This window comes from Oleiphilus sp. HI0061 (assembly GCF_001635675.1).
Map to the genome: position 1 here is coordinate 1 of NZ_LWFE01001580.1, position 702 is coordinate 702.

The 702-nt window shown below is 49.9% G+C and carries 1 pseudogene; it reads right to left on the bottom strand.

Annotation, left to right across the window (positions count from 1 at the left end):
• Window positions 1-664: pseudogene (locus tag A3735_RS24670) on the bottom strand (hypothetical protein); the annotation flags it as partial.
• Window positions 665-702 lie beyond the last annotated feature (38 nt).

The window sequence follows — 702 nt, forward strand, 5'->3', positions numbered from 1 at the left end:
CACAGCTGTTTAAGAAGATTCTGCTGTCGCCACCAGGGCTACGCGAAACATCTTGCCTGACGCGGTCAGGTGGTAAGGAGGTGTCGTTAAGTTGCTCCATATCGTTGCATAAGTGGTTTAACACGGTAAAACGGAACAGTGCACGATTGGTACCGTCTTTCATGAATGCATGAGCGGATGCGCGCGTGGTCATGATACCGGCAGCGGCAGCGCTAGGGATGTTGTATTGTTCCGACTGAGTGCTGGCAATCAGATACTCTTTTAGGCTGTGTCCGCCATCTTCCAGAGCTTCATAATGCGCGTTGCTACTGATGCTCGGGTTTGGTAGCCCAAGTGAAGAATTTCCGACATAGAGCACGTCGCTATATAGAACTGACCGAAAGTCTGCGTCATCGCGTACTAAACCAATTACGGTTGCCATATAGTCATTGAAGGGCACAAAGCTGGACATGGCTTCATTTGTCCAGGGGGCTGCAAGGTTTTTTAGCGTAACGTCATAGAAAGCAGTGTGTTCCATTGCCGTATAGGCCGCATTGCTAGCTTCGCCCGCCAAAATATCCGCCGCCATAGAGTCGAGTACACTTGCAGTAGGGGGCACACCCGCTATTCTGTCATGTATACGTTTAGCTTGCTCTCGTTCCCCGGCCGTTAGAGTCGAGCTCACGAATAGTGTAGAGAGAAGTATAAGTGACAGAAATTTCA